General features: G+C 61.6%; 20 protein-coding genes and 2 tRNA genes. 11 read left to right on the forward strand and 11 right to left on the reverse strand.

Annotated elements, in window-relative coordinates; genetic code table 11:
• The first annotated feature begins 10 nt into the window (after nucleotides 1-10).
• The 4 genes from GJA_RS07085 (at nucleotide 11) to GJA_RS07100 (ending at nucleotide 3,572) form a co-directional block, all read left to right on the forward strand.
• A complete protein-coding gene (locus tag GJA_RS07085) occupies nucleotides 11-1,087 on the forward strand; it encodes a protein-glutamate methylesterase/protein-glutamine glutaminase (protein ID WP_038490395.1) in 1,077 nt (358 codons plus the stop codon).
• A gap of 168 nt (nucleotides 1,088-1,255) precedes the next feature.
• Nucleotides 1,256-1,654, forward strand: coding sequence for a chemotaxis response regulator CheY (cheY, locus tag GJA_RS07090; protein WP_026132837.1), 399 nt, complete (start codon nucleotides 1,256-1,258; stop codon nucleotides 1,652-1,654).
• A gap of 2 nt (nucleotides 1,655-1,656) precedes the next feature.
• The gene (gene cheZ, locus GJA_RS07095; RefSeq protein WP_038490402.1) at nucleotides 1,657-2,313 is read left to right on the forward strand and encodes a protein phosphatase CheZ; all 657 of its coding nucleotides are present in this window, start codon (nucleotides 1,657-1,659) and stop codon (nucleotides 2,311-2,313) included.
• 50 nt (nucleotides 2,314-2,363) lie between these two features.
• Complete coding sequence (locus tag GJA_RS07100; protein WP_038490405.1) at nucleotides 2,364-3,572, forward strand: EAL and HDOD domain-containing protein; 1,209 nt, start codon at nucleotides 2,364-2,366, stop codon at nucleotides 3,570-3,572.
• On the opposite strand, the gene GJA_RS07105 is transcribed toward GJA_RS07100, so the two are convergent.
• Nucleotides 3,573-4,154: a hypothetical protein gene (locus GJA_RS07105; RefSeq protein WP_038490409.1), complete on the reverse strand. Its 582-nt coding sequence runs from the start codon at nucleotides 4,152-4,154 to the stop codon at nucleotides 3,573-3,575.
• The gene (locus tag GJA_RS07110; protein WP_038490412.1) at nucleotides 4,155-4,361 is read right to left on the reverse strand and encodes a hypothetical protein; all 207 of its coding nucleotides are present in this window, start codon (nucleotides 4,359-4,361) and stop codon (nucleotides 4,155-4,157) included. It abuts the gene before it with no gap.
• Nucleotides 4,362-4,499: 138 nt separating this feature from the next.
• Between GJA_RS07110 and GJA_RS07115 the strand changes: the two genes are divergently transcribed.
• Complete coding sequence (locus tag GJA_RS07115) at nucleotides 4,500-5,039, forward strand: hypothetical protein (protein ID WP_038490414.1); 540 nt, start codon at nucleotides 4,500-4,502, stop codon at nucleotides 5,037-5,039.
• Between the two features lie 26 nt (nucleotides 5,040-5,065).
• On the opposite strand, the gene GJA_RS07120 is transcribed toward GJA_RS07115, so the two are convergent.
• The 7 genes from GJA_RS07120 to metG all read right to left on the reverse strand — a co-directional run bounded on the left by GJA_RS07120 (nucleotide 5,066) and on the right by metG (nucleotide 12,807).
• Entirely contained in the window at nucleotides 5,066-5,671 is a 606-nt protein-coding gene (locus tag GJA_RS07120) for a hypothetical protein (protein WP_051780399.1), read from the reverse strand.
• Nucleotides 5,672-5,681: 10 nt separating this feature from the next.
• Nucleotides 5,682-7,847: a xanthine dehydrogenase family protein molybdopterin-binding subunit gene (locus tag GJA_RS07125; RefSeq protein WP_038490417.1), complete on the reverse strand. Its 2,166-nt coding sequence runs from the start codon at nucleotides 7,845-7,847 to the stop codon at nucleotides 5,682-5,684.
• Between the two features lie 22 nt (nucleotides 7,848-7,869).
• Nucleotides 7,870-8,319, reverse strand: coding sequence for a (2Fe-2S)-binding protein (locus GJA_RS07130; RefSeq protein WP_038490420.1), 450 nt, complete (start codon nucleotides 8,317-8,319; stop codon nucleotides 7,870-7,872).
• 179 nt (nucleotides 8,320-8,498) lie between these two features.
• Complete coding sequence (gene panC / locus GJA_RS07135) at nucleotides 8,499-9,338, reverse strand: pantoate--beta-alanine ligase (RefSeq protein WP_038490423.1); 840 nt, start codon at nucleotides 9,336-9,338, stop codon at nucleotides 8,499-8,501.
• 77 nt (nucleotides 9,339-9,415) lie between these two features.
• The gene (locus tag GJA_RS07140) at nucleotides 9,416-10,345 is read right to left on the reverse strand and encodes a segregation and condensation protein A (RefSeq protein WP_038490427.1); all 930 of its coding nucleotides are present in this window, start codon (nucleotides 10,343-10,345) and stop codon (nucleotides 9,416-9,418) included.
• A gap of 18 nt (nucleotides 10,346-10,363) precedes the next feature.
• Nucleotides 10,364-10,573 (reverse strand): DUF3460 family protein, encoded by a 210-nt coding sequence (locus GJA_RS07145; protein ID WP_038490430.1) that lies wholly within the window; start codon nucleotides 10,571-10,573, stop codon nucleotides 10,364-10,366.
• 80 nt (nucleotides 10,574-10,653) lie between these two features.
• The gene (gene metG / locus GJA_RS07150; RefSeq protein WP_038490433.1) at nucleotides 10,654-12,807 is read right to left on the reverse strand and encodes a methionine--tRNA ligase; all 2,154 of its coding nucleotides are present in this window, start codon (nucleotides 12,805-12,807) and stop codon (nucleotides 10,654-10,656) included.
• A 146-nt stretch (nucleotides 12,808-12,953) separates the two neighbouring features.
• On the opposite strand from metG, the gene apbC reads away from it, so the two are divergent.
• Nucleotides 12,954-14,042: an iron-sulfur cluster carrier protein ApbC gene (gene apbC, locus GJA_RS07155; protein ID WP_038490436.1), complete on the forward strand. Its 1,089-nt coding sequence runs from the start codon at nucleotides 12,954-12,956 to the stop codon at nucleotides 14,040-14,042.
• Nucleotides 14,043-14,189: 147 nt separating this feature from the next.
• Nucleotides 14,190-15,869, forward strand: coding sequence for an alkaline phosphatase family protein (locus tag GJA_RS07160; RefSeq protein WP_051780401.1), 1,680 nt, complete (start codon nucleotides 14,190-14,192; stop codon nucleotides 15,867-15,869).
• 6 nt (nucleotides 15,870-15,875) lie between these two features.
• Here GJA_RS07160 and GJA_RS07165 read toward each other — a convergent pair whose 3' ends face one another.
• Together GJA_RS07165 and lysA are read right to left on the reverse strand one after the other, a co-directional pair.
• Nucleotides 15,876-17,411, reverse strand: a complete 1,536-nt coding sequence (locus GJA_RS07165) for a phospholipase D family protein (RefSeq protein WP_038490439.1) — start codon at nucleotides 17,409-17,411, stop codon at nucleotides 15,876-15,878.
• Between the two features lie 60 nt (nucleotides 17,412-17,471).
• Nucleotides 17,472-18,713, reverse strand: coding sequence for a diaminopimelate decarboxylase (lysA, locus tag GJA_RS07170; protein WP_038490443.1), 1,242 nt, complete (start codon nucleotides 18,711-18,713; stop codon nucleotides 17,472-17,474).
• Nucleotides 18,714-18,818: 105 nt separating this feature from the next.
• Here lysA and GJA_RS07175 point away from each other — a divergent pair, with 105 nt between their 5' ends.
• From GJA_RS07175 to GJA_RS07190, 4 genes are all read left to right on the forward strand, one after another.
• A complete protein-coding gene (locus GJA_RS07175) occupies nucleotides 18,819-19,730 on the forward strand; it encodes a LysR family transcriptional regulator (protein ID WP_038490446.1) in 912 nt (303 codons plus the stop codon).
• 79 nt (nucleotides 19,731-19,809) lie between these two features.
• On the forward strand, nucleotides 19,810-21,204 hold the full coding sequence (gltX, locus tag GJA_RS07180) for a glutamate--tRNA ligase (RefSeq protein ID WP_038490449.1): 1,395 nt from the start codon (nucleotides 19,810-19,812) through the stop codon (nucleotides 21,202-21,204).
• Between the two features lie 72 nt (nucleotides 21,205-21,276).
• Nucleotides 21,277-21,352 (forward strand) — tRNA-Ala (locus GJA_RS07185).
• Between the two features lie 64 nt (nucleotides 21,353-21,416).
• Nucleotides 21,417-21,492 (forward strand) — tRNA-Glu (locus GJA_RS07190).
• The last annotated feature ends 7 nt before the right edge of the window (nucleotides 21,493-21,499 follow it).

A 21,499-nucleotide genomic window follows, 5' to 3' on the forward strand; every position in this document is an offset into this window, starting at 1 on the left:
GTGGAAGAGCATGAAGATCAAGGTACTGATCGTGGATGATTCGGCGCTGATCCGCAGCGTCATGAGCGAGATCGTCAACAGCCAGCCGGACATGGAAGTGGTGGCCACCGCGCCGGACCCGCTGGTGGCGCGCGAATTGATCAAGCAGCATAACCCGGACGTGCTGACGCTGGACGTCGAGATGCCGAAGATGGACGGCCTCGACTTCCTCGAAAAGCTGATGCGCTTGCGGCCGATGCCGGTATTGATGGTGTCGTCGCTGACCGAGCGCGGTTCCGAAATCACCATGCGCGCGCTGGAACTGGGCGCGGTCGACTTCGTCACCAAGCCGAAGATTTCGATCCAGAGCGGCATGCGCGAATACACCGACATGATCGCCGAGAAAATCCGCGCCGCGTCGAAGGCGCGCATCCGCGCGCGCAGCCTGCCGGCCGCCGGCGCCGGCGGCGACCATGCCGCGCCGTTGCCGGCGCTGCGCAATCCGCTGACGTCGAGCGAAAAGCTGATCATCGTCGGCGCGTCGACCGGCGGCACCGAGGCGATCCGCGAATTCCTGATGCAGATGCCGTCCGATTGTCCGGGCATCCTGATCACCCAGCACATGCCGGAAGGTTTTACGCGCTCGTTCGCGCGCCGTCTCGATTCGCTGTGCAAGATTTCGGTGCAGGAAGCGGCCGGCGGCGAACGGGTGTTGCCGGGCCACGCCTATATCGCGCCCGGCCACTCGCACCTGACGCTGACGCGCAGCGGCGCCAACTACATGACCAGGATCGACCAGGGCGAACCGGTCAACCGGCACCGGCCGTCGGTCGACGTGCTGTTCCGTTCGGCCGCCCAGTACGCTGGCAAGAATGCGGTCGGCGTGATCCTGACCGGCATGGGCAAGGACGGCGCGGCCGGCATGCTGGAGATGAAGAACGCGGGGGCGTATAATTTTGCCCAGGACGAAGCCAGTTGCGTGGTGTTTGGCATGCCGCGCGAAGCGATCGCCGTCGGCGCCACGCATGAGGTCGGCGCACTGACCGCGCTGCCCGGCATGGTGCTGGGCTACCTCGCGGCGCACGGGATGCGCGCTTTGCGCGTCTAAGGGCGTCTCCAGGCGCCATTAACCACGTTTAACGTTACTTTTGGGCGACTTTGTTCGCCTAAAAGCAACTAAAATGCTATCCTACAACTTGCTGCCGTCGTGTCGCCTGAATCGGCGCATGCGTGTCGACATTATTAATAAACCGCTAGAGAAACAACGGAGTAATTCATGGCTGATCCAAAGATGAAATTTTTAGTCGTTGACGATTTTTCGACGATGCGCCGCATCGTCCGGAACTTGTTAAAAGAACTGGGTTACGCCAACGTGGACGAGGCGGAAGACGGCGTCATGGGCTTGGCGAAATTGCGCGCCGAATCCTTCGACTTCGTGGTGTCGGACTGGAACATGCCGAATATGGATGGCCTGACCATGCTGCAGCACATCCGCGCCGACCCGGCGCTGGCCAAGTTGCCGGTGCTGATGGTGACTGCTGAAGCGAAGAAGGAAAACATCATCGCCGCGGCCCAGGCCGGCGCCAGCGGTTATGTGGTGAAACCGTTCACCGCCGCCACGCTGGATGAAAAGCTCAACAAGATTTTCGAAAAACTCGAAAAAGCCGGAGCGTAAGGATGAGCGAGATTGAGACTGGCCGGGCGGTGATGGTCGACGGCGCGGACGCCGGCACGAACGAAGAGTTCTTGCGCCGCATCGGCCAGATGACGCGCGCGCTGCACGACAGCCTGCGCGGCCTCGGTCTCGACAAGCTGATCGAAAAAGCCGCGTCCGAGATTCCCGACGTGCGCGACCGCCTCGATTACGTGGCGCGCATGAGCGAACAGGCCGCGCAGAAAGTGCTCAACGCTACCGATGCGGCCGGTCCGATGCAGGATACCATCAACGCCAACGCCAAAGAGTTGTCGGCCTCGTGGCAAGGCTTGATCGATGGCGGCGCCAGCGAACAGCAATGGCGGACACTGGCGGCGCACACCGTGGCCACGCTGGCGGACACCAGCGTCAACACCAGCGCCACGAAGGCCCATTTGATGGAAATCATGATGGCCCAGGACTTCCAGGACTTGACGGGGCAGGTGATCAAGAAAGTCACGTCGATCGCGCAAAACCTGGAACAGCAGCTGGTGCAAATGCTGGTCGATTTTGCGCCTGCCGAAATGCGCCGCGAGCTCGACAACGGCTTGCTGAACGGCCCGCAAATCAATCCGACCGCGCCCGACGTGGTGTCGGACCAGGGCCAGGTCGACGATTTGCTCGACAGCCTAGGATTTTAAGCCGGACGCGATTCCGCCCGCCGGCCACGCCGGCGCTTCACACCGCCACCATGCACCATACCAACTTCATCGTTCGTGAACCGCTGCTCGATCCCGGACAGCGGGTGCTGGGCTACGAACTGTCGTGGCAGCATCACGACCAGCGTGCGCTCACCGACGACGACCTGGAAGCGCTGATCGGCTTTGTCGCCGAACAATTCAATAACGACGATGGCGACTGGCTGTTGCGCGACAAGCTGCTGTTCCTCGACGCGGTGCCGGCCATGCTGTCGACCGACGCGCTGTTCGCGATGCCGCCGCACTACACCGTGCTGACCATCCGCGGCAAGGATTTGCATCATCCCGATACGCTGGCCGCGGTGCAGGGCTTGCGCGCCGGCGGCGTCGGCATTGCGCTGCGCGACGCCGAACCGGCCTGGCTGAACAAGAACTTGCCGGCCATCGCCTCGTGGGTCGAAGTGCGCTTTTCCGGCGAGGACGTGGCCGCGCAGGCGCGCATGTATGCGGCGCTGAAGCAATCGGCGGTGCGCATGGTCGGCCGCCCGCTGTCGACCTGGGCCGATTTCGACGCCTGCGCCGCGCTGGGCCTGGATGCGTTTGTCGGCAAGCTGCACCTGACCCCGCGTCCCGGCGAACCGGTGACCGGCATGAACCCGGCCCAGACCGTGATCTTGCAACTGATGCAGCTGGTGCGCCAGAACGCCGACGTCAAGCTGCTGGAAGATGTGTTGAAGCGCGATGCCGCGCTATCGTATAAATTACTGCGCTTCATCAATTCGGCCGCCTTCGGCATGGGCCGCGAAGTGCAATCGTTGCGCCAGGCGCTGACCCTGCTCGGTTACGCGCCGCTGTACCGCTGGCTGACCTTGCTGCTGGCGACCGCCAGCAGCAGCGGTTATTCGCCGGTGCTGCTGGAAACGGCGGTGGTGCGCGGCCGCCTGGCGGAATTGCTGGGGCTGGCCGCGCTGGGCAAGGGCGCCGCTGAAAACCTGTTCGTGGCCGGCATGTTTTCATTGCTGGACCGCTTGCTCGGCATGTCCATGCAACAAGTGCTCGATACCGTGCAATTGCCGGAAGACGTGGTGCAAGCGCTGCTGACCCGTGACGGCCTGTACGGCCCCTACCTGGCGCTGGCCGAAGCGTGTGAACTCAATTCCACGCTGGTATCGTCGCTGGCCGCATCGCTGGGACTGAGTCCGCTGCAAGTGAACCAGGCCCATCTGTCCGCGCTGGCGTGGGCGCAGGATGTGGCGGCCTGATTATTGGCTGAGTGAGTCCGGTTGCCGATGATCTTCGTTTTTTTGCGGGGCTGTCGGCTGCGCTGTATTGACCTGTGATTTTTTCTCTACCCAGGAGGTGATGGTTGCGGAATTTTTATATCCGATTGCAATCAGGCCAATGAACACAATCACCAGAACATTGACCAGGAAGGATGCGCCAGCGTCTGCCAACCAACCGAGAACGCCGCGTTTTGCTTCAATTTGTTGGCGCAGAGATTTAAGTTCGGTGGCCACTCCCTGATGCGTCAAATCGAACTTGGTTGATAGAGTGGATTGAGAAATGTCCAGTGCCAGCTCATTAATTTTTGCGCGTATGGCGGTCTCAAGAAAAGACGCCGCCAGCATTTCTGCGCGATCCCGATACCCTTGCAGCGCAACCGGCAGTACATTTTGCGCATAAAAAATCTTTTCTTGTTCGGGGCTGGGGTCGGCCCCTGAGTGATGGGCTTTATGCGCGGTCAACCAGTCGACTTTGGTCTGCTTGTACAGCGAATAAGCCAAAGCCCCAACAACATCGTCGGGGCCTCTGACCAGCTCCGTATAAACGTGCTGAGCGGGCATTTACTCACCATCGATCATTTTTTTGCGTGCGGTGGCGAATGCCATTTGAATATCTTTTGCCGTAAACTTTGGCGGTGTAATATCGACCCAAACTTTAGGTTTGCCTGGAGGTGCTGCGGCGTCAATTTTCTTCGAGTTTTCGGCGATCAAGGTATTGTTGATGCGCTTGACATCATCAGCACTGAAATTATAAGAAAAAGAAGCCATATTTACCTCTGCTAAGTCACGCCCAATATAAGCAGCATAGCATACGGATAGCAAACGGATAGCAAGATCGGCAAAAGCGTGGCACTTTGCAGCAAGCTGCCTGTATCATGCCGGACTCTTATTTTCCCGAAAGTCGTTATGCCGTACTCTTTTTTCGCCCGCGCGCTGTCGATGGTCGCGTGCGCCTGTGCCTTGTCCGCTTGCGGCGTGTTTGTCGAGCAGGGCGCCGGTCCGAAGATGGCGATTCCCGCGTCGTTTACCGGTTTGTGGCGCTTGCAGGCGCAGGGCGTGGAAGACAAGCTGATCAATGTGAAGGCGGCCGGCGACAGCATGACCTTGTCGTGGCAGGAAGGCACCCACAAGAGCACCCGGGCCACGCTGCATCATTACGGCGACAGCGATTATGTGGTGATTGAAAACAGCAAGAATCCGCCCAGCTCGGTCGCGGTGAAAGTTGCCGCCGCCAGCGCAACGGAAATCACCTTGCAAGTATTCGACAAGGACCGCGTCGCGGTGCTGCTGGACAAGATGAAGATCCAGCCGAAATACAAGCTCAGCACCTGGAATAGCGATATCGTGCTTGATGTCGATACCTTCAAGAAATTGCTGGACTTGCATGACGACACGCTGTTCTTCACGCAAGCCGAGATTGCCATCACCCTCAGCAAGATCAAATAAATACCGGGGATACGCTCCGGTCCGATTTACTGCGCCTTGGCGGTTGCCGGTATTGCTGCCGGTAGCGGATCGCCGGGACATGGCCCGCCTGCCGCCGCCCACGCTTGCAGTTTTTGCACGAATGCATCGTGCGGCAATACCGGCGTGCTGCGGCCGGCGCCCGGATTCCAGGCCCACAAGACCAGCGGATCGGTTTTCATGTGCTCGATCACTTCATCCATGGTTTTGCGGCCGCCGTTCTTGCCCGGATCCTTGATGGACTGGCACAGCTTGGCCTTGGTCAAGCCTTCCCACGCCATGCTGATCGGCGCCAGATGCCAGTTCGGCGCACCCGGCACCTTGCCGTCGGCCGTATTGCGCACTTGATGGCAGGCCGCGCATTGCAGCGTGGCCGCGCCATGGCCATCCTTGCCGCGCACCACTTGCTGGGCGTGCGTGATCATGATGTCTTTCTGGTGCGGCGCCTGCACCATGTGGCAATTGATGCAGCGCGGTCCTTGCAGCACGCTGGCGATCGGTTCGAACAGTTGCTGGCCGGTCGGGGCCGGGGCTGGCTGCTGCTGCGCCAGCGCCGGCCAGCCCAGCGCAAGCAGCAGGACGCACAGAGCGTGGCGGAGGGTGTGATGGTTCATATGCTTCCCCTCAGGCGATTTGCCACGCATGGTTTTTCAACGGCAGCGAACGCACCCGTTCGCCGGTCGCGGCAAAGATCGCGTTGGCCAGCGCCGGTGCGATGCATGGCACGATCGGCTCGCCGACGCCGCCCGGATGTTCGGCGCTTGGCACCAGCACCGTTTCGATGCGCGGCGTCTGGTACATGCGCAGCAGCGGATAATCGTCGAAATTGTTTTGCTGGACCACGCCCTTGTTCAGCGTGATTTCGCCGAACAGCGCCGACGTCAGGCCGAATACCACGCTCGATTCGACTTGCGCCGTGACCAGGTCGGCATTGATGGCGACGCCGCAATCGACCGCGCACACCACCCGGTGTATCGTCAATTCCTTGTTTTTTGCTATGCTCGCTTCCAGCACCAGCGCGACATACGTGCCGTAGGAATCGTGCACCACGATGCCGCGCTGCAGACCCGGCGCCGGTTTTGCGGACCAGTTGGCGGCCTTGGCCACCGCGTCCAGCACGCCGAGATGGCGCGGCTTGTCCTTCAGCAGCGCGCGGCGGAACTGGTACGGGTCCTGGCCGGCGGCCGTCGCCAGTTCATCGATGAAGGTTTCCACCGCAAAGGCGTTGAAGGAATGGCCGACCGAACGCATCCACAGCACCGGCACCTGGTAATGGGTGGTGTGCAGGTCGACCAGCACGTTCGGTATCGCGTACGGCATGTCGGCCGCGCCTTCGACCGACAGCGAATCGATGCCGTCCTTGACGATGAATTTTTCCATCACCGTATTGCCGGCGATCGATTGCACCGCGATCCGGTTCGACCACGACGTGACATTGCCGGCCGCGTCCAGCGTGGCCGAGATGCGGCTGTGCGCGGCGGGACGATAATATCCGCCCTTGATATCCTGGTCGCGGGTCCAGATCACCTTGACTGGCTTACGCACGGCCTTGGCGACATGCGCCGCATCGCTGACGATATCGAAACCCAGCGTCGACCGGCGGCCGAAACCGCCGCCGGTCAGCATGCTGTTCAGCTTGACCTGTTCCGGCTTCAAGCCGAGGATGGCGGCCGCCGCCTGCTGGTCGCCGGCCGGCCATTGCGTGCCGAGCCAGACTTCGGCGCTGTCGCCGCGGAAGTCGATCACCGCATGCAGCGGTTCCATCGTCGCGTGGGTCAGGTAAGGGAAGGCGTAATCGGCGCTGATGCTGCGCTGCGCGGTTTTTTGCGCCGCCGCCACGTCGCCGTCGCTGCGCGCCACCAGGCCCGGCTGCGTCATCAATTGCTGATATACGATCTGCTGGTCGCCCGACGTCAGGCGTTCGCCGGCCACCGGGTCCCAGTCCAGCACCAGCGCGTCGCGGCCCAGCTTGGCGGACCAGAAGTCTTTCGCCACCACTGCCACGCCGGCCGGCACCTGATACACGCCGACCACCCCCGCGACGGCCCTGGCCTTGCTGTCGTCATAGCTGCGCAGCTTGCCGGCGAACACCGGCGAGCGGGCGATCAGCGCCGTCAGCATGCCGGGGAGGTACACGTCCATGCCGAACCTGGCGCTGCCGTTGGTCTTGCCGGCATTGTCCAGCCGTCGCAGTCCCTTGCCGATGATCTTGAAATCCTTCGGGTCTTTTAGTGTCACTTGTTGCGGCGCGGCGATGCCGGCCGCCTCGCCGGCCAATTCGCCATAGCTGGCGCTGCGGCCGCTGGCCTGGTGGATCACCTTGCCGGTGTCGGTGCGCAGGCTTGCCGGATCGACCGCCCAGCGTTTGGCGGCCGCGGCCAGCAACACCGCGCGCACCGCCGCGCCGGCCTTGCGCTGCGGTTCATACTGCGCCATGGTAGTGAGGCTGCCGCCGGTCAGCTGGGTGTGCAGGATCGGATGGGCATAGGCGGGCGCGGTCGGCGCCTGTTCCCAGCGCACCCGGCGCCAGTCGGCGTCCAGTTCTTCGGCCACCAGCATCGGCAGCACGGTCGATACGCCCTGACCCATTTCAGTATGGCCGACGATGACGGTGATCCAGTTGTCGGGCGTGATGCGCACAAACGCATTCGGCTGCATCGCCGCGTCCGCCTGGGCCGCCTGCGCGCCGCGCATGATGCCCGGCATATACCAGCCGGCCAGCAAGCCGCCGCCCAGCGCGGCCGTAATGTTGAGGAAGCCGCGGCGTTTCAAATCGATGGTGGTGCTCATGGTGTGCTCGCTTTCTCTGCGCTCAGGCGCTCAGTTTGCGGATTGCCGCCTTGATGCGCGGGTACATGCCACAGCGGCAGATATTGCCGGACATGGCGTCGTCGATATCCTTGTCGCTCGGCCTGGGATTGCTGGCCAGCAGGGCGACGGCGGCCATCACCTGGCCCGACTGGCAATAACCGCATTGCGGCACGTTCAGCTCGACCCACATTTGCTGGACTTTTTTGCCGAGCGGCGTGTCGCCGATGGCTTCGATGGTGGTGATGCGGCTGTCTTTCAGCGCGCTGGCCGGCGTCACGCAGGCGCGTGTCGGGTTGCCGTCGACATGCACGGTGCAGGCGCCGCACAGCGCCGCGCCGCAGCTGTATTTGGTGCCGGTCAGGTGCAAATCGTCGCGCAAGACCCACAATAAGGGCTTGTCGCCGGTGGCCTCGACGGTTTCAGTCTTGCCGTTGATGGTGAGCGTGATCATGGTTCGCCTCTGCTGATGATGTAATCGTCGCCAGTATAGGGGAATGATGATGTTTAATTGATCATGTTTTTTGGCTTGACTATTCAATCAACGACAACAATCGTTGAAAATTATTCGCTGAAAACAAAACGGCGCGCCGGGTCAGGGCGCGCCGTTTTGTTTGAATCGATGCTGTTACATCAAATTTCCAGATTGTCGATCAAGCGGGTTTGTCCCAGCTTGGCGGCGGCCAGCACCACCAGCGGTTCGCCCTTGGCCAGGTCGTCGCCGGAAGGCGCTTGCAAGTCGATACGCTTGCGCACCGAAATATAGTCCGGCTGCCAGCCGTGCCGGCCCAGCGTCCGCATCGCCGCTTGTTCCAGTTCCGGCACATCGGTCTGGCCGGCGCGGATCTGTTCGGCGACCAGGCTCAGGCTCTGGTACAGGCGCGGCGCTTCGGCCCGTTCGTTGGCCGACAGATACATATTGCGCGACGACAGCGCCAGGCCGTCGTCGGCGCGCCAGGTTTCGGCGGCGATGATTTCGGTCGGCAGCGCCAGTTGGCGGCACATATTACGCATGATCATCAACTGCTGGTAATCCTTCTTGCCGAATACGGCTACGCGCGGCTGCACGCACGAAAACAGCTTGGTGACGACGGTGCACACGCCTTCGAAAAAGCCCGGGCGGAATTCGCCTTCCAGCGTATTGCCCAGGTTGTCCGGCGGACGCACGCGGTATTCCTGCGGTTCCGGGTACAAATCCTTTTCGGTCGGCGCGAACAGTACATACACGCCTTCCTTTTCCAGTTTGGCGATATCGTCCTGCATGGTGCGCGGGTATTTGTCGAAGTCTTCATTCGGCCCGAATTGCAGGCGGTTGACGAAGATCGACGCGACCACCGGGTCGCCGTGCTTGCGCGCCAGCCGCATCAGCGACAAGTGGCCTTCATGCAGATTGCCCATCGTCGGCACAAAGGCGGTACGCAATTGTCCGCTGAGTTGGTCGCGCAATTCTTCGATGGAGGAGATGATTTTCATAACTTGCTTTCGCTAGAACCCGATGAAGGGCCGATGGACCTATGGACCGTTAGTGAGTCGAATGGTAGACAGGGGCATCAGGCCGGCGAATACGCCAGCCTGACATAAATGGGCGCGAACGGTTCGGCCTGGGTGATTTCGATCAGCGTTTCCTTGGCCAATTCCAGCAGCGCGACAAAGTTGACCACCACGATGGGCACGCCGCCGCCGATGTCGAACAAGTCGCCGAATTCGACGAAGCGCGCCGATTGCAACTGGCGCAGGATGCTCGACATATGCTCGCGCACCGACAGTTCCTGGCGGCTGATCTTGTGGTGCTGGGTCAGTTTGGCGCGTTTCAGCACATCCAGCCACGCTTGCTGCAAATCGCTGGGGTCGACGTCGGGCCAGCTTTGCACCAGGCTTTGCTCGATGAAGATTTGGGGCCGCACGAAATCGCGCTCGAGTTGCGGGATCGCATTCAAGTCGTAGGCGGCCAGCTTGATTTGTTCGTATTCGAGCAGGCGCCGCACCAGTTCGGCGCGCGGGTCGCCGGCTTCTTCCTCGGCATCGCTCTTGCGCGACGGCAGCAGCATGCGCGACTTGATCTCGATCAGCATCGCCGCCATCAGCAGGTATTCGGCCGCCAGTTCCAGGTTGCGCACGCGGATCTGGTCGACGTATTTCAGATATTGCAGGGTCACCTGCGCCATCGGAATATCGAGGATATTGAAATTTTGCTTGCGGATCAGGTAGAGCAGCAAGTCGAGCGGGCCTTCGAACGCTTCGAGGAAGATTTCCAGCGCATCCGGCGGAATATACAAATCCGTCGGCATGCGCATCAGCGGCTCGCCGTACAGGCGCGCAATGCCGAGCGGATCGGCCGCGGCGGCTGCGTCGGCGCCAGCCGCATCGGCAGCCGGGGCGGTAGCCGGGGCGGTAGCCGATGCGGCGGCTGTGTCGATGACGGCTGCCGTGTCGCCGGCCTGGTCGGCTGGCGGCGCGGTTGCCGGATCTACAGGCAACATAGGATGGAAAACGATCGCTTAGATCTTGGTCTGGTACACGTAGGCTTGCTGCTTGATAGCCGATGCCATCTGGCGCTCCTGCTCGCTCAGGCTGACTGGCGGCTTGTCCCACAGCAAGGCGCGGCCTTCGCGCTGGCCCTGTTCGATACCGGGATTCTTGGCTTTCAGCTCCTCGATGAACTTGGTGTGGTCGGATTTGTACAATTGGAATTGATTGGTGAGTTTCATATTCTCTTCTTGGTAGGTCAGCAGGCTATATTTTACCGCGCCGGTTATGGCGCGGGGTCTGGTTAATTCTTGGCGACGCCTTAACGGATGCGCATGCCAGGTTCGGCGCCCGGCCACGGGTTCAGGATGTAAATGCCCGGATTGGCTTGTTCATCGGCGGCCGAGGCAGCCAATACCATGCCTTCGGAGATGCCGAATTTCATCTTGCGCGGCGCCAGGTTGGCCACCAGCACGGTCAGCTTGCCGACCAGTTGTTCAGGCTGGTAAGCGGCTTTGATACCGGAGAACACGTTGCGCAAGCGGCCTTCGCCGACATCCAGCGTCAGGCGCAGCAGCTTGTCGGAACCGTCGACGTGTTCGCAATTGACGATCTTGGCAATGCGCAAGTCGATCTTGGTGAAGTCGTCGATCTTGATTTCCGGCGCCAGTTCTTCGATGGCGCCAGCGGCTGGCGCAGCATCGGCGGCGGTGGCATCAGTTGCGGCCGGCGCGGCAATCGCGGCTGGCGCTTGCGGCGCGTCGAACAACTGGTCGATCATCTTGGCGTCGACCCGCGTCATCAAGTGATTGTAGGCGCCGATGCTGCGGCCCAGCATGGTGTTCGACACGGTGCCGCCGGCCACTTCGGTGTCGGCCCAGCTCAGTGCCGCATCGTTCAGGAACGACGCGACATTGCTTGCCACGCCAGGCAATACCGGCGACAGCAAGATCGTCAACTGGCGGAACAGGATCAGCGCGGCGGTGCACACGTCGTGCAGTTCGGCGGTTTTGTCGGCATCCTTGGCCAGTATCCACGGTTTGTTTTCATCGACATACTGGTTGGTGATGTCGGCGATTTCCATGATTTCACGCAGCGCCTTGCCGTATTCGCGGGTTTCGAAATGGCTGGCGATGCTGGCCTGGCGCTCGACGGCGACGCCGTTGACTTCGGTGGTCAGCGCGCGCCTGATCCACGCTTGCGCGCCTTCGGACAAGGTGGCCGCCAGCTTGCCGTCGAATTTCTTGGCGATGAAACCGGCGCAGCGGCTGGCGATGTTGACGTATTTGCCGATCAAGTCGCTATTGACGCGGGCCACGAAGTCGTCGCCGTTGAAGTCCAGGTCTTCGACCTTGGAATTCAATTTGAAGGCGATGTAATAACGCAGCCATTCCGGGTTCATGCCCAGGTCCAGGTAGCGCAGCGGCGAAATGCCGGTGCCGCGCGACTTGGACATTTTTTCATTGTTCACGGTCAGGAAACCGTGCACGTTCACTTTCAGCTTGTCGATCACCGGATGGTCGGCGAATTTCAGCATCGCCGGCCAGAACAGCAGGTGGAAGGAAACGATATCCTTGCCGATGAAGTGGATTTGTTCGGTCGCCGTATCGTTCAACAAGGCATTGAAATCCATGCCTTTTTTATCGCAATAGTTTTTCAGGCTGGCCAGGTAACCGACCGGCGCATCCATCCAGACGTAGAAAAATTTGCCCGGCGCATCAGGGATCGGGATGCCGAAGTACGGCGCATCGCGCGAAATATCCCAGTCAGCCAGTTTTTCGCCCGCTTCGCCCAGCCATTCGCTGACCTTGTTGACCATTTCAGGCTGCAAGCGTCCCGGCGTGTTCAGCCAATCCTTGAGGAACTGGAAGCAGCGCGGGTCCGACAGCTTGAAGAAATACTGTTCCGACGGCTTCATCACCGGCGTCGCGTGGGTGAACACCGAGTACGGGTTGACCAGGTCGGTCGGCTGGTAGGCCGCGCCGCACGCTTCGCAATTGTCGCCGTACTGGTCCTTGGTGCCGCATTTCGGGCATTCGCCCTTGATGTTGCGGTCGGCCAGGAACATGCCTTTGACCGGATCGAAGAAACGGTCGACGGTCTTGGTGACGATCAAGCCGGTATCGCGCAGCTTGCGGTACATATCTTGCGACAAGGCAACATTTTCCGGCGAATCGGTCGAATACCAGTTGTCGAAGGCGATATGGAAGCCGTCCAGGTACTGGGCCCGGCCGGCGGCGATCTTGGCGACGAATTCCTGCGGCGTGATGCCTTCTTTTTCGGCGGCAATCATGATCGGCGTGCCGTGGGTATCGTCGGCGCCGACGAAGTGCACCTCGCGCTGGCCAGCACCGTCGCGTTGCATTCGCTGGAACCGGACCCAGATATCGGCCTGGATATATTCCATGATGTGGCCAATGTGGAAAGCGGCGTTTGCGTAAGGCAGGGCAGTAGTGACGAACAGCTTGCGAGTCATGATTGATGCACTTTTGTGATGGATAAAGAGGCATTTTACCAGCCGAAAGGCCGCCTGCGCAGATGGAAATGCTGTTTTGGCCAGTTTGCCCTTGGCCGCCCTGGCCGATTTTGCGCTAGACTGGCGTATCACACACGGAGATTTTCATGAGCATCACAGTAGAAGACGTCAAGGCAGCGCTGGCGCAAGTTATTGATCCAAACACAACAAAGGACTTCGTTACCTCGAAATCCGTCAAGAATCTGAAGGTCGACGGCAACAATATTTCAGTCGACATCGAACTCGGCTACCCGGCCCGCAGCCAGATTGCGCTGATCAAGGACAAGGTCGAAGCGGCCTTGCACGCCTTGCCGGGCGTCGGCAAGGTCGGCACCAATGTGTACTTCAAGATTATTTCGCACACGGTACAGCGCGGCTTGAAGCTGATGCCGAACGTGAAAAACATCATCGCGGTGGCATCCGGCAAGGGCGGCGTCGGCAAATCGACCACCGCCGTCAACCTGGCGCTGGCGCTGGCGGCCGAGGGCGCGTCGGTCGGCATGCTGGACGCCGACATCTACGGCCCGTCGCAGCCGATGATGCTGGGCATTAGCGGCCAGCCGAAAACGCTGGACGGCAAAAGCATGGAACCGATGGAAAACCACGGTTTGCAAGTGTCGTCGATCGGTTTCATGATCGATCCGGACGAGCCGATGGTCTGGCGCGGTCCGATGGTGACCCAGGCCCTGCAGCAATTGCTGGAACAAACCAACTGGCGCGACCTCGACTACCTGATCGTCGACATGCCGCCAGGTACCGGCGACATCCAGTTGACGCTGTCGCAAAAAGTGCCGGTGACCGGCGCGGTGATCGTCACGACGCCGCAGGACATCGCCTTGCTGGATGCGCGCAAGGGCTTGAAAATGTTCGAGAAAGTCGGGATTCCGATTCTCGGCGTGGTGGAAAACATGAGCACCCACATTTGCTCGAATTGCGGCCACGCGGAGGAAATCTTCGGCGCCGGCGGCGGCGCGAAAATGTGCGCGGATTTCGGCGCCGAATTCCTCGGCGCCTTGCCGCTGACGATGGCGATCCGCCAGCAAACCGATTCCGGCACGCCGACCGTGGTGTCCGAGCCGGATGGCCCGGTGGCCGTGATCTACAAAGAAATCGCCCGCAAGATCGCCGTCAAGGTGGCCGAAAAAGCCAAGGACATGACCAGCAAGTTCCCTGCCATCGTCGTCAAGAACGACTGATACACGACCGGGGACAGGCCACGATTATCGGGCAATCATTGCTTTGTGTGTGGCCTGTCGCCGGTGTCAAGTCTGTCACGCTGTTGTCATGAAAGTTCAGTATGCTGCGCGCTGCTGATGTAAATTAACTTGATGACAAGGCTGACCATGACCGGCAATTTCCCTTTTTTCAGACATTTGGCGCATGCGCTGCTGCTGGTGTCCAGCGCGGGCGCCTGGCAGGCCCATGCCGCTCCGGCTAGCGCTGCGGCCGCAGTCGCCCAGCCGAAGCTGGTGCTGGTGCTGGTCGTCGATGGCTTGCCGCAAGAACAAGTGCTGCGTTACCGCGACCAGTTCGGCCAGGGCGGCTTGCGCCGGCTGCTCGACCAGGGCGCCTGGTTCAGCGATGCGCACCAGGCGCACGGCATCACCGTTACCGCGATCGGCCATTCGGCGGTATTGACCGGCGCGTATCCGTATCAGCATGGCGTGATCGGCAATAACTGGATCGATCCGCAGACCAAAAAGTCGGTGTATTGCACCGAAGACGGCAATTACACCTATATCGGCGAAGAAACCAGGCCGAGCGACGGCACCTCGCCGGCCAAGCTGCGCGTCAGCACCTTGGGCGATGAATTGCGCTACGCCACCGGCCAGCGCGCCAAGGTGATCGCGATTTCCGGCAAGGACCGCGGCGCGATCTTGTTGGGCGGCAAGACCGGCACCGCGTACATGTATATGGACAAGACCGGCAACTTCGCCAGCAGCACATACTATATGCAGTCGCATCCGGAGTGGGTGCGGCGCTACCAGGCCGGCAAGCCGCAAGACCGTTATTACGGCAAGACCTGGACTCCGCTGCTGGCCGACTCGGCTTATGCCAACGACGCCAGCGCCGACTTGAATCCGGCCAAGCCCGGCGTGCGCAACGATTTCCCTTTTTCGTATTACAGCGATAGCGGCAACCTCGACGCCGATTATTACAACCGCCTCAAGACCGGCCCGCATCTCGACGAGTTGACGCTGGATTTTGCACGCGCGGCCGTGGCCGGCGAAAACCTCGGCAAGAATCCGGCCGGCGTGCCGGACTTGCTCGGTATCAGCCTGTCGGCCCACGATTATGTGAACCATGCGTTCGGCCCCGAAAGCAGGATGTCGCACGACCATTTGCAGCGCCTGGACCGTTTGCTGGCCGGTTTTTTTACTTACCTGGACCAGCGCATCGGCATGGATAATGTGCTGGTGGTGCTGACCGCCGATCACGGTTTCCCGAACACGCCGGAGTTTTCGCAAACCCAGCACATGGATGCGCAGCGCCTCGACGGCGACAAATTGATGGCGTCGCTGAACCAGCACCTGGCGGCGAAATTCTCGGTCGACAAGCTGGTGACGACCTGGTCGATGCCGAATATTTACCTCGATTACGCGCTGGCCGACAAGAGCGGCATCCGCCGCGACGACCTGGAAAATGCGGCGGCCCGTTTCCTGATGGACCAGCCGGGGCTGGCGCAGGTGTACACCCGCACGCAGATGGAAGGCGGCGCCGTGGCCACCCGCATGGATACGCTGATGCGCCGCGCATGGAACCGCCAGTTGTCCGGCGACTTGATGGCGGTGACCCGGCCGTACTGGTATTTCGGCACCGGCAACAGCGGCACTTCGCACGGTTCGCCGTACGCCTACGACACCAATGTGCCGCTGATCGTGATGGGCAAGCGCTGGATCAGGCCGGGCGCCTACAGCCAGTATGCGGAAGTGGTCGATATCGCGCCGACGCTGGCGCATGTGCTGGGCGTGCGTCCGCCCTCGGCCGCCGAGGGGCGCGTGCTGACCGAAACCCTGCGCTGATTTTTACTAGAGCAGCCAGTCGATCGGCAGCAAAGATAGTATTCCGACCCCCAGGCGCTTCCAGTAGCTGGCGCCTGGTTCGGTATCGTAGCGCACCTCGCTGTCGCCGTTGCGGGCGATCCAGTACAGCGATCCATCGTCGTTCAAGCGCACCTGGTAGGCGCGCAGCGGCACGCTGTGCCGCATCGCCGTCGCCAGTTGCCGCGCCAATACCGGGCTGTCGATCACCAGGCCCATTTCGGTATTCAATTCGATCGAACGGGGATCGAAATTGAAGGAGCCGACAAAGATCCGCTTGCCGTCGACGGCGAAGGTCTTGGCGTGCAGGCTGGAGGCCGAGCTGCCGAACGGGCCGCTGCGTTCGCGCGCATTGCTTTTTTCCCACTGGCGCCGCGATTCGTACAAGGTCACGCCGGCGCGCAGCAGCGGCTTGCGCCATTTGGCGTAACCGGCATGCACCGCCGCCACATCGGTCGCTTCCAGCGCATTGGTCAGGATACGCACTTGGATGCCGCGGCGCGACATCGCTTCGAACGCCGCTTCCGCTTCCTTGCCCGGCACGAAATACGGCGACACCAGGTCCAGTTCGGTTTCCGGCTGGCCCAGCAATTGTTGCAGTTTTTGCGCCACCTTGCTATCGGGCGCGGCCTGGCCCAGCACCTTGGCCGGGTCGTCGCTGACCAGCCGCGCCGGCGCCCATACGAACGGCAAGCTGCGCTGCATCATGCTGGCCACCATCGGCGATTCGCGCAGCGCCTTCATATACTCGCGCGCTTGCGGACTGCCGGCGACCCGGGCCGCTTCCTGCTTGAGCATGGCGCTGTCTTGCGGCGCATTTTTCGCCAGCAAGGACGCGACCGGATAAGCCGACTGGCTGTTCCAGTAGCGGTCGAAGTCGCGCGAGATGGTATCGACGGCGGCACCGACGGCCAGCACGTCGAGGTCGGAAAACATCATGTCGCCGGCGGCGCCGAAATATTCATCGCCGACATTGCGCCCGCCGACGATGGCGGCCTGGTTATCGGCGGTGAAGGATTTATTGTGCATGCGCCGGTTCAGCCGAGAAAAATCGCCGATGAAGGCCAGCGCGCGCGGCGCACGCGGTATGAACGGATTGAACAGCCGCACTTCGATATTCGGCTGGCTGTCGAGCAGGGCCAGCAGCTGGTCCAGGCCGGAGGTGTTGTTATCGTCGAGTAGCAAACGCACCCGCACGCCGCGCTCGGCAGCCTTGCGCAGCGCGTCGAACAGCAGCGTGCCGGTCAAGTCCCGGTGCCAGATGTAGTACTGCACGTCGAGGCTGCGCTGCGCCGCATCGGCCAGCAAGGCGCGCGCCGCGAATGCATCGCGGCCGTCGGCCAGCGGATAGATGCCGGACAGTCCGGCATGGGCCGCGCTCATCGGTTCTATGGCCAAACCCAGCGGGGTATCGGCCGTGCCGCCGATGACGCTCGATGGATTGCGCCCGTCGAGCGGCGGCAGCGAGGCGCAGGCGCCCAGCAGCAGCGCCAGCAGGACAGGGAGGAATTTGCGGTAGAGCATGCGGCACCTTCATCTTGATTGCCAAGATGTTAGCAGATGAGGCGCCGCAGCCAGGTTCGCTTAAGCTGCCAGTTCCAGCGCGATCAGTTCGGCCACCGTCTGGCGCCTCCTGATGACGCGCGAGTTGCTTCCATCGGCCAGGTATTCGACCGCGTGCGGCCGGCTATTGTAGTTCGACGACATCGACGCGCCATACGCGCCGGCGCCGTGGAAGACCACGTAATCGCCCACTTGCGCCTGCGGCAGCAAGCGGGTTTCGACCACGCCGCCGTCGCGCTGGGTGAACACGTCGCCGGATTCGCACAGCGGGCCGCCGACCACGGTCGCATGCGGCGTCGGCAAGGCGCGGCCATCGTGCGTGATCAGGCTCATTTCATGATAGCTGCCGTACATCGCGGGACGCATCAATTCGTTGAAACCGGTATCGAGCAAAGTGAAATGGTTGCCGCCCATTTGCTTGGTGGCGCGCACTTCGGCGACCAGCAAGCCGGCTTCGGCGACCAGGAAACGGCCTGGTTCGATTTCCAGGTGCACCGGGTGGCCGAGGTGGACCTCGATCTGCTGGCGCGCCGCATCCCACAACTGGAAATAATGCGCGGTATCGACCGGCTGTTCGCCTTCGCGGTACGGCACCGACAAGCCGCCGCCGGTCGAAATGGCTTCCAAGTCGTGGCCCATGCCCTTGACCAGCTCGACCATCGTGCCGCACACGGTTTCCAGATGGCTGTAATCGACGCCGGAACCGATGTGCATGTGCAGGCCGACCAGGTGCAGCCGGTGCTCGCGGATCAGTTGCAGCGCGGTTTGCAGTTCGCCGTGCCAGATGCCGTGCTTGCTGTTTTCGCCGCCGGTATTGGTCTTGTTGCTGTGGCCGTGGCCAAAGCCCGGATTGATGCGCAGCCAGACCCGGTGGCCGGGCGAGACCGCGCCCAGTTGCGACAGCATGTCGATCGAACCGCAATTGACTTCGATCTTTTTCTCGACCACCCGGGCCAGCGTGGCGCGGTCGAACAGATCGCAGGTGAACACCAGGCCGGCCGCGCCGTTGCTCTGTTCCGGCGTGAAGCCGGCTTGCAGCGCGCGTTCGATTTCGCCCAGCGAGACCGCGTCGACATGGGCGCCGGCTTCGCGCATCAGCGTCAGCAAATGGATGTTGGAGCACGCTTTCTGGGCGAAGCGCACCGTGTCGAAGGCGGATAGCTGCTCGATGCGCGCGCGTATCAGCGCCGCGTCGTAGACCCATAACGGGGTGCCGTGCTGCTGGGCGAGTTGAACGAGGGTGCGGTCGGCGACTGAGGACATGGATGCTTTCGGGCGGTGGATGTATCGGATAGCCATATCATCGGTGTTTCTCGACCAAACATAAAATATCTGTTTAAGGTCAGGCTATTCATTTATGATATGGCTATGTCCATCACCCTGCGCCATATCGAGGTTTTCCGCGCCATCATGACCACCGGCAGCATGACGGCCGCCGCGGCGATGCTGCATACTTCGCAGCCGACCGTCAGCCGCGAGCTGGCGCGGCTGGAATATCTGACCCAATTGACCTTGTTCGAGCGCGTGCATGGCCGTTTGCGGCCGACCGCGCAGGCGCTGCAATTGTTTGAGGAGGTGCAGCGCGCCTATTTCGGGCTGGAGCGCATCGTCAGCACCGCCGATGCGCTGCGCCAGTTCGACCAGGGCCAGTTGTCGATCGCCTGCCTGCCGGTGTTTTCGCAATCGCTGCTGCCGCAGGCCTGCAAGATCTTCCTGGCGCAATTCCCGAAGGTGAGCATCAGCATCACGCCGCAAGAGTCGCCGCTGCTGGAAGAGTGGCTGTCGGCGCAGCGCCACGATATCGGCCTGACCGAAGTGGATAACGCGCCGCCCGGCACGGTGCTGAGCCGGCTGATGTCGGTCGATGAAGTGTGCGTGCTGCCGGACGGCCATCCGCTGGCGGCCAGGAGTGCATTGGCGCCGCGGGATTTCGCCGGCCAGCCCTTTATCAGCCTGGCGGCGGTCGATCCCTACCGCCAGCAAATCGACGAGATTTTCCGCGGCGCCGGCATCGAGCGGCGCATGGCGCTCGACACCCACAGCGCCGCGTCGGTCTGCGCGATGGTGCGCGAAGGCGTCGGCCTGGCCATCGTCAATCCGCTGACGGCGCTCGATTTTGCCGGGCAGGGGCTGCAAATGCGCCGTTTTACGGTGTCGCTGCCGTTCACCGTCAATATCGTCAAGCCCTTGCACCGGCCATTGTCGCAACTGGTCGAATTGCTGGAAAAGGCGCTGCAGGAACATGCGGCCAGCGTCCAGCGGCGCTTGCTCGACCTGTAGGCCGTACACCTTCAGCGTATGCCGGCGCCGGTCAACGGAGTAAAATGGCGTTTTTATCTTTTTGGCTCTGTTAATTTCGATGACCACTCCTGTCCGCACCCGCTTTGCCCCCAGCCCGACCGGCTATCTCCACCTGGGCGGCGCCCGCACCGCGCTGTATTCCTGGGCCTATGCCCGCCACTTCGGCGGCACTTTCGTGCTGCGCATCGAAGACACGGACCTGGAGCGCTCGACGCCGGAAGCGGTGCAAGCCATCATCGAAGGCATGAAGTGGCTCGGCCTGGACCACGACGAAGGCCCGTTCTATCAGATGCAGCGCATGGAGCGCTACCGCGAAGTGGTGGCGCAGATGCTGGAGCAGGGCAGCGCCTACCTGTGCTATTCGTCGCCGGAAGAAGTCGAGGCGATGCGCGAGCGCATGCGCGCGGCCGGCGAAAAGCCGCGCTACGACGGCACCTGGCGTCCGGAAGCGGGCAAGACCCTGCCTGCCGTTCCCGCCGACCGCAAGCCGGTGGTGCGTTTCAAGAATCCGCTGGACGACGACGTCACCTGGGATGACGTGGTCAAGGGCACCATCACGATCTCGAACCGCGAGCTGGACGACCTGGTCATCGCGCGTCCGGACGGCACGCCGACCTACAATTTCTGCGTCGCGGTCGATGACTGGGACATGCAAATCACCCATGTGATCCGCGGCGACGACCATGTCAACAATACCCCGCGCCAGATCAATATCCTGCGCGCGATCGGCGCGCCGCTGCCCTTGTACGGCCACCTGCCGATGATACTCGGCGCCGACGGCGAAAAACTGTCGAAGCGCCATGGCGCGGTCAGCGTGATGGATTATCCGGCGCAGGGCTTCTTGCCGGAAGCGATGCTGAACTACCTGGCGCGCCTGGGCTGGAGCCACGGCGACGACGAAGTGTTTTCGACCGCCCAGTTCTGCGAGTGGTTCAACCTGAACCACCTGTCGAAATCGGCGGCCCAGTTCAACAATGAAAAACTGGCGTGGCTGAACAATCACTATATCAAGCAAGCCGACAACAGCCGCCTGGCCGACTTGGCCCGTCCGCTGATGCTGGCCGACGGCGCCGTCTTCGACGGCGCGCCGGACCTGGCGCTGGTGCTGGGCCTGATGAAGGAGCGCGCCAATACGGTCAACGAACTGGCCGCGGCGTCGCTGCTGTTCTTCCGCGCGCCGCAACCGGACGCTGCCTTGCTGGCGCAGCATTTGACGGAGACGATCAAGCCGGTGCTGGCCCAGTTCGCCGAGCGCATCGCCACGGTCGAGTGGAGCAAGGACGCGATCGCCGCGATGATCAAGGAAGTGCTGGCCGCCAACACCATCAAGATGCCTTTGCTGGCCATGCCCTTGCGTTTGATCTTGACCGGTCAATTGCAAACGCCGGCCATCGATCAAGTGATCCAGGTATTCGGCCGTGAAACGGTGTTGGCGCGGTTGGCGCAATACTGATTATTCCCGATACTTGCAAAAGGGTATTTGCAGAGTGAATCTTCTTTGCTATACTCTTGTTTCTGCACCAACGGGGGTATAGCTCAGCTGGGAGAGCGCTTGCATGGCATGCAAGAGGTCAGCGGTTCGATCCCGCTTACCTCCACCAGCGGCGAAACTTGAAGTCTGGTTTCGTGATGGAAGCGGTGCGGTAGCAGTATCGGAGTTCCGTGGTCCCCATCGTCTAGAGGCCTAGGACATCACCCTTTCACGGTGAGTACAGGGGTTCGAATCCCCTTGGGGACGCCAGGTTTTG

Origin of the sequence: Janthinobacterium agaricidamnosum NBRC 102515 = DSM 9628, assembly GCF_000723165.1 — a bacterium.
Taxonomy (GTDB): domain Bacteria; phylum Pseudomonadota; class Gammaproteobacteria; order Burkholderiales; family Burkholderiaceae_D; genus Janthinobacterium; species Janthinobacterium agaricidamnosum.